Origin of the sequence: Thermogutta sp. (assembly GCF_014359955.1) — a bacterium.
Classification (GTDB): Bacteria; Planctomycetota; Planctomycetia; order Pirellulales; family Thermoguttaceae; genus Thermogutta.
In genome coordinates, this window is record NZ_JACIYL010000208.1 from 1 (window position 1) to 6221 (window position 6221).

General features: G+C 58.7%; 4 protein-coding genes. 1 reads left to right on the forward strand and 3 read right to left on the reverse strand.

What is annotated here, in order from left to right; genetic code table 11:
• Positions 1-3: 3 nt before the first annotated feature.
• The 3 genes from H5U08_RS08275 to H5U08_RS08285 all read right to left on the reverse strand — a co-directional run bounded on the left by H5U08_RS08275 (position 4) and on the right by H5U08_RS08285 (position 5302).
• On the reverse strand, positions 4-1065 hold the full coding sequence (locus H5U08_RS08275; protein WP_297032067.1) for a glycoside hydrolase family 99-like domain-containing protein: 1062 nt from the start codon (positions 1063-1065) through the stop codon (positions 4-6).
• 150 nt (positions 1066-1215) lie between these two features.
• Positions 1216-3837 (reverse strand): carbohydrate binding domain-containing protein, encoded by a 2622-nt coding sequence (locus tag H5U08_RS08280; protein WP_297032069.1) that lies wholly within the window; start codon positions 3835-3837, stop codon positions 1216-1218.
• Positions 3838-3961: 124 nt separating this feature from the next.
• Positions 3962-5302 (reverse strand): Gfo/Idh/MocA family oxidoreductase, encoded by a 1341-nt coding sequence (locus H5U08_RS08285; protein WP_297032071.1) that lies wholly within the window; start codon positions 5300-5302, stop codon positions 3962-3964.
• Between the two features lie 204 nt (positions 5303-5506).
• Between H5U08_RS08285 and H5U08_RS08290 the strand changes: the two genes are divergently transcribed.
• On the forward strand, positions 5507-6221 hold a 715-nt coding region (locus tag H5U08_RS08290; RefSeq protein ID WP_297032073.1), incomplete at its 3' end, for a TIM barrel protein.

Sequence of the window (6221 nt, forward strand, 5' to 3'; positions counted from 1 at the left end):
GGGTCAGACGCGTTTGATGAATCGTGCCGTCATCTGCCGGGTCAATTCGAGGTATTTCCGACCGTCTTCCACTGACGGCTCGATCTCGCTACCCTCGTGCCACTCGTTCCAGGAAGTGATGAGGACCCAATCGGGATTGGCAGCGATCGCGGCCTCCCACTGCACGATGTAGCTCTGTCCGTTGTAACGTTCCACCTTCAGGCCGGGCTTGCGGATCTTGGTGTCGTCGTATCCCGGGATGACTGTAAGGGAACTGATCCGGCCGGCATCCCGGGCGAGCTTGACCCACTGTGGGAACGTTTCTGCACACCAAGCCTTCACCTGTTCGAGAGACTTGCCGCGGAGGTGTCCGGCCGTGTTGTAGGTGTGAAGGCCGTCGAAGACCTCAGCGGCCTTGGGGGAGAACTGGTCGCCCTGGAAAATGGCACCTCGGCTGAACGACTTATTGACCATCTGGATGACCTCTGCCCAGGCCGCCACGCCGATTTCGCCGACCGCTCGGCCGTAGATGAAAACGACCGGTTTTCCCTGGACCTGCAGCCAGGCCGGATGGGCCGCGTATTTCTCCAGCAGGCGGACGATATCGTTGGCTGCATTTTTCGGTGTTTTTGGCTGGCCGGGGATCGTTTCGTAGTAGATGGTCACCGCCAGGCCGTGTTCACCGGAAATATCCAGGATCCGCGGCAAGGCCTGATCCTCGAAGGAGCCATGTCCCCACCAACTGGCAATCCAACCCGTCAATCCCGCCTCCTTCGCCCATTGGCAGTGCTGGCGGATGACTTTTGGGTCGTGGGAATCATACGGGCCAAGTTCCGGGTAATGGGTGCTCGAGCCGATCGTTTTGGCGTTCTCGTCAATATCCCGCCAGTGACTCCATCGTCCACTTCCTCCGGTAGCTGCGGGATTACCGTACCACGGGTAGTAGAAGGCCAGGACGTGCCTGGGAGTCTCGCGGTTGGAAGCGGCAGGGGATTCTGCTCCATAAAGGGCCGCCAGGCTGTGCCCGCCCATGGCTAACGTGCCCAAAGCTCCCATGTGGCGGAGAAAATCACGGCGCGTGTTCATCGTTTTACTCCTCACGCTCGGGTGGCATATGGAATTGGGGGAAAAACGCTAGGCTGTCGGGCGGGAATGCTTAATCCCGCGACAATGCGCCCAACAGGATTGCGCTCCGCCCACAGGGCCGACGCATGGCGCATGGTTGAGCGGGTTGTCTCATTGGATTTCAATTTCGTACCACAGGGTCCTGTATTGGGGGCCTATTTCGAGAGCGGCCTGATCGCCACCGGAGACCGTCACCGCGTCCCTGCGGCGTCCCGCTTCGTCGAGGGCATAGACTTTCACGCGGCTGGACGAAACCGGCAGCACGATTCGAGCCGGCACTCCTTCGCAAAGGATCGGCTCGTCGCCCCAGCGGCGTCCCACGGTGACCCGGTCGCCCTCTTTACGGAAGTCCCAGCCTGTGTTCTGGACCTTGCCCGTGGCCGCAAGCAGGATTCGACCGGGCCGATCAAATCCGTCCCCTTTGATCACCGTAAGCGAGACGGTTGCCCAACCCAGTTCCGTTTTCCCAATCTGAACCTGAACGCCATCCAGATTGAAAGTTCTTCCGGCAGGAAAACCGGTCACGAGTTTCGTTCTGGGCGAATTGACCAGAAACACCCCCGCGCCGGGCTGAGAGACATCCCAGCAGATTTGCTGCGTATCGGACAGGAAAACCTTCTGGTCCGCGGCGAGGGTGGGTGGTGGGACGCTATTGCTGGGTTCTTTCAGTGCCATCGCCACCCGGTGGAGCAGGCTCAGGTTGGCGGGAATACCCAGACGGTCCGCGGTGAGCGTCCAGGGATTGAGCGTTTCGCGGAGGAGGGATTGCTCCTTTTCACGGGTCATGCCCACGACCACGGCCGTTCTGGCGGGTTGCACATCGCCCCGATAGAACATGGCGACGCAGGCGGGCATGTGAACGAGCTTGGTGACCTCGCTTTTGATGTCAAAGAAACCCGTGATTTTTCGCGGTTCGTAATCTCGACTGTGGCTGTACGTGAAGCTGAAGATTCCATCCCAATCCTGAAAGGCCCCAAAAGCCGCGATCATGGGGAATCCTTCCGCTGCATATTCATTGGGGGCCGGGTGGTTGTACTCACTCACGGTGAATGGCAGTCCTTCGACACGCCGATTGGCGAGGCCGGACAGTGTGCCTCCCGGCTGATTCACCAGGGGCAGATTGCGCACGTACCAGTTTTCGGGATCCCACGGCCTGCCCGGAAATACAGGATGCTGCCAGTATGCATGCGCATCGATGTAATCCAGCCCGGCTTGAATGTGAACTGGACTGTAGGAAAGTTGCGTTCCCGCGACCAGCGGCTTCAGCTTGAGGTCCTCCTTGAGGAAGCGATACATCTCCCACCAGTAATCGCGTTCCAGGTCCCACAGAAAGTCTGCGAAGTCGGCCCGGGCGGCGGCTGTCATCTGCGGTCCCCGCGCAGGCACGATGGGGACTGTGTCGTTGGCGAGGGATTGCCCCTCTTCCAGGCCGATGACCCCACCCGGCCGGAGTGACACGTCGGCCAGTTCGTACGTGCCGGGACGGAGTTGACTGAACGTGATCCTGGCGTTTGGATCATCGCGATCCGCCACAAAGCTGAGGCGGTATTCTTTCCACTCTGCCGAGGTCTGAACATCCGCGGAAAGACCGAGACGTTCCCAGGGATCGTGGTTCATCATGCAGTTCACGTCGGTCCGGCCGGGTTTGTCCGCTTTCAGCCAGAATCGCAGGGTGTACACCTGACCCTTCTGGACGGGAAAACCACCCTGGCTCAATTGGGGAATCCAGGATTGCTGGCCATTGCGGACGACGCGTAAACGCAGGACGGGTTTGCCCTGGAAACCGTTCGGGATGACCTCCGCGATGACCTCCGAGAGATTGTCACGCTGGAGGTTCCATACCTTTTCCCACTGGCCGGAAAAGTCGCGATTTTTCAGGATTTCCTCGCCCAGTGGCTGTCGCTGGGCATTCCATGCCTTGCGAAGCGCGTCGTCACTGCCGTATTTCTTTTTCAGCCAGGCGTTCCACAGCTTCCGGAGCTGGCTGGCGTACGGTTCGGGCAGATGATCGAACGCTCCCTTGCGGTATTCGTCAAACGCTGCATTCTCGTTGTTGATTTCGACCATCGCGATGGCCGGCTCGTTGATGTAGGCTGTGCCGGTGTAGGGATTGATGTGCGTGAGTAGATCGCGGGCGTATTTTTTCTGGTACTCGATCATCCGGGGTTCAAAGTTGTCGATTCCCTTGTCGTAGTTGGGCAGGCCCTGCACCGCGGGAAAGCCTTCGGCCGGGCCGAACTGACGAGACACGTGCAGATTGATGTTGGTATAGATCCCGTGCAGTTTCAACTGATAGATGAGGTAGTCGAGCTTATCCAGCATCTCGGGGTCGATCGTCAGTTTGTTGGGGCTTTTACCCCAGATGTGGCGATTGTCCATGTGATGCATTCGCACGCAATTGATTCCCAGGCTGGCGAGACGCCTGGCAAGGCGTTCTGCCTCTTCCTTGGTTGGGAAGCAGGCTTCAAAACAGAGATTGGTGGCCCACAGCCGGATTCGCCCGGCATCTGTCACGAAGTGCCCATTTTCCGCCCGGATAAACCCGTGTTTTCCGGCAGGACGGTCAAGCCATTCTGAGAGGTTCGTGATGCTGTCCGTCGGTTCATAGCTCAGGACAAACGGGAACAGCTTGTCTGAATCCCGTGTTTCTTCTCCCCGGGAGAATGTTGCCTGGAAACACAGCGCTCCAAGCAGCAGGACCAGGAAGCAGCCGAACGAAACTTTTCGCCTCATGGTGGGACCTCTTCTTCGGTGCGGAACCTGAATTGATGGTGTTTTGATCCGACACGGCACTCTCACGGCAGACGCACAGTGCGCCGCCGCAAGTAAAGGCGGGCAGTCGAAAGATGATTATAGGCTACAAACTCCAGCCTTTGCGATAGGGTGGATTCAGGAGGGCATTGGCTTCCTCAGAATTGGTGAACCGCAGTTTTTCCGCATCCCAGAAAAGTTTCTTCTGGGTACGGATGGCGATGTTTCCCATGAGCACGACGGCTGCGAGATGGGCTGCATGATCGACGAAATTACTTCCCGGCGCTGGGCCGCCTTTGCAGGCCAGGATCCATTCCTCATAGTGGCCGGGTGAGCGGGGAAGCATCTTGGGGGGATCTCCCACTTCCTTCGCCCGCGACTCCGGCAGGAGGCGGTCGCCCCACAACATTCCCTCGTCACCGACGATGAGTGTGCCGTCGCCGTCGAAGATGTTGCGATCGCCCAGCGCCTTGGGAATCGGTGGCATCATCCCGCCATCATACCACCGCAACACGATTTCCGGGCGATCTCCCTCTGGGGGGAATACATAAGTCACGATTGAGGCGATGGGGGCTGTTTCCCGGGTGATTTCCGGCGGAGCGCTCCAGTGCGTGGAACAGGCTTCCACGGAGACCGGCCATTTGAGTTTCAAGGCTTTAAATGCGGCGGAAAGATTGTGACATCCAATATCCCCCAGCACCCCGGTGCCGAAGTCCCACCAACCCCGCCAGACGAAGGGATGGTAGCACGGGTGGTAAGGACGCTCCGGTGCCGGTCCGAGCCAGAGGTCCCAGTTCAGGTAATCGGGGACAGGGGGCGTTTCTTTGGGCCGGGGAATGCCTCGCGGGGAAATATCGGGACGGCGATTGGACCAGGAATGGATTTCCCGGACCTTTCCGATCGCTCCCGACCAGATGTACTCACAGATGCGGCGGGCTCCCTCGGAGGCCTGACCCTGGTTTCCCATCTGCGTGGCCGTCTTGGCCTGAGCAGCCAGTTCTTTGATGGCGACGGCTTCACCCACGCTGTGGGTTAACGGTTTCTGGCAGAACACGTGCTTGCCCAGCTTGAGTGCCATGGCGGTCACCACGGCATGATTGTGGTCGGGAGTCGCCACCATGACGGCGTCGATGTCCTGTTGTTCTTCCAGCATCTTGCGGAAGTCCACATAGATTTTGGCGCCAGGATACTGAGCGGCGACCTGCTCGGCAAAGCGGCGATCCACATCACAGATGGCCACCACGTTTTCCGTTTTGGCAGCCTGGGCAATGTCGTGTCGTCCCATTCCGCCGACACCGACCGCCGCCACATGGAGCCTGTTGTTTGCGGAGGGTTGACCCGGTTCGAGTCCCAACGTTTTCGCTGAAACGTACATGGCGACGGCTGCGCCAGAACCTGTGGCCAGGAAACTTCGGCGGGATACACGGGTGGGGTGCGACGGGGCCATGGCATCGTCTCCCATGAACAAAGTGTGGTGCACGGGTTGGTGCAGTACGCGACGGCATTGTAATGGAGACGATTGCCGAAAGAAAGTCACCGGGCCCAGGGACCCCTTTGCCAAGGGGATCAGCAAGAGATTATCATGATGGGCGTTTGGACTTGTTACCCACGAGATGGCACTTCTGGGATCAATCGCGAGGAGGAGACAGCTATGGATCTGACACGTCGCGAATGCCTTAAACTGGGTGCTGCAGCCGCCCTAATCGCGGCGGTGAAGAAAGCGTCCTTTGCGGGACTGGAGCGCAAGAAAATCCCGGTCGGGGTTCAGCTCTATTCCGTACGCCAGGATGCCGCCAAGGATTTGCCGGGAGTGCTCAAGGCCATCAAAGAGATGGGCTACGAAGGCGTGGAATTTGCAGGCTACTACGGGCACGACGCGAAGACGATTCGCAAATGGCTCGATGAGAACGGCCTGAAATGTTGCGGAACGCACACGGGCTGGGACACACTTCAGCCCGATAAGCTGGAAGCCACCATCGAATTCAATCAAACGATCGGAAACAAATATCTCATTTGCCCGTGGCTGAACCCGGCTGAGTTTGCCGCCAGCAAAGAAAAAACGATCGAGTTTGCCAAGCGATTCAATGAACTGGCAGAGAAGGTGAAGGAAAAAGGGATGCTTGTGGGGTATCACGCACACGGGGGCGACTTCAAGAAGCTGAATGGCGAAACGGCGTGGGAGATCTTCTTCAGCCATACCGTCCCCGAGGTCGTCATGCAAATGGACATTGGTAACTGCCTGGGCGGCGGTGGGGATCCCTACGCGATTCTGGAGAAGTTTCCCGGCCGGGCAAAGACCATTCACCTGAAGGAGCACGGTGGACCGCAGGGGGCAGTCATTGGAGAAGGCGAGGTCAAATGGGACT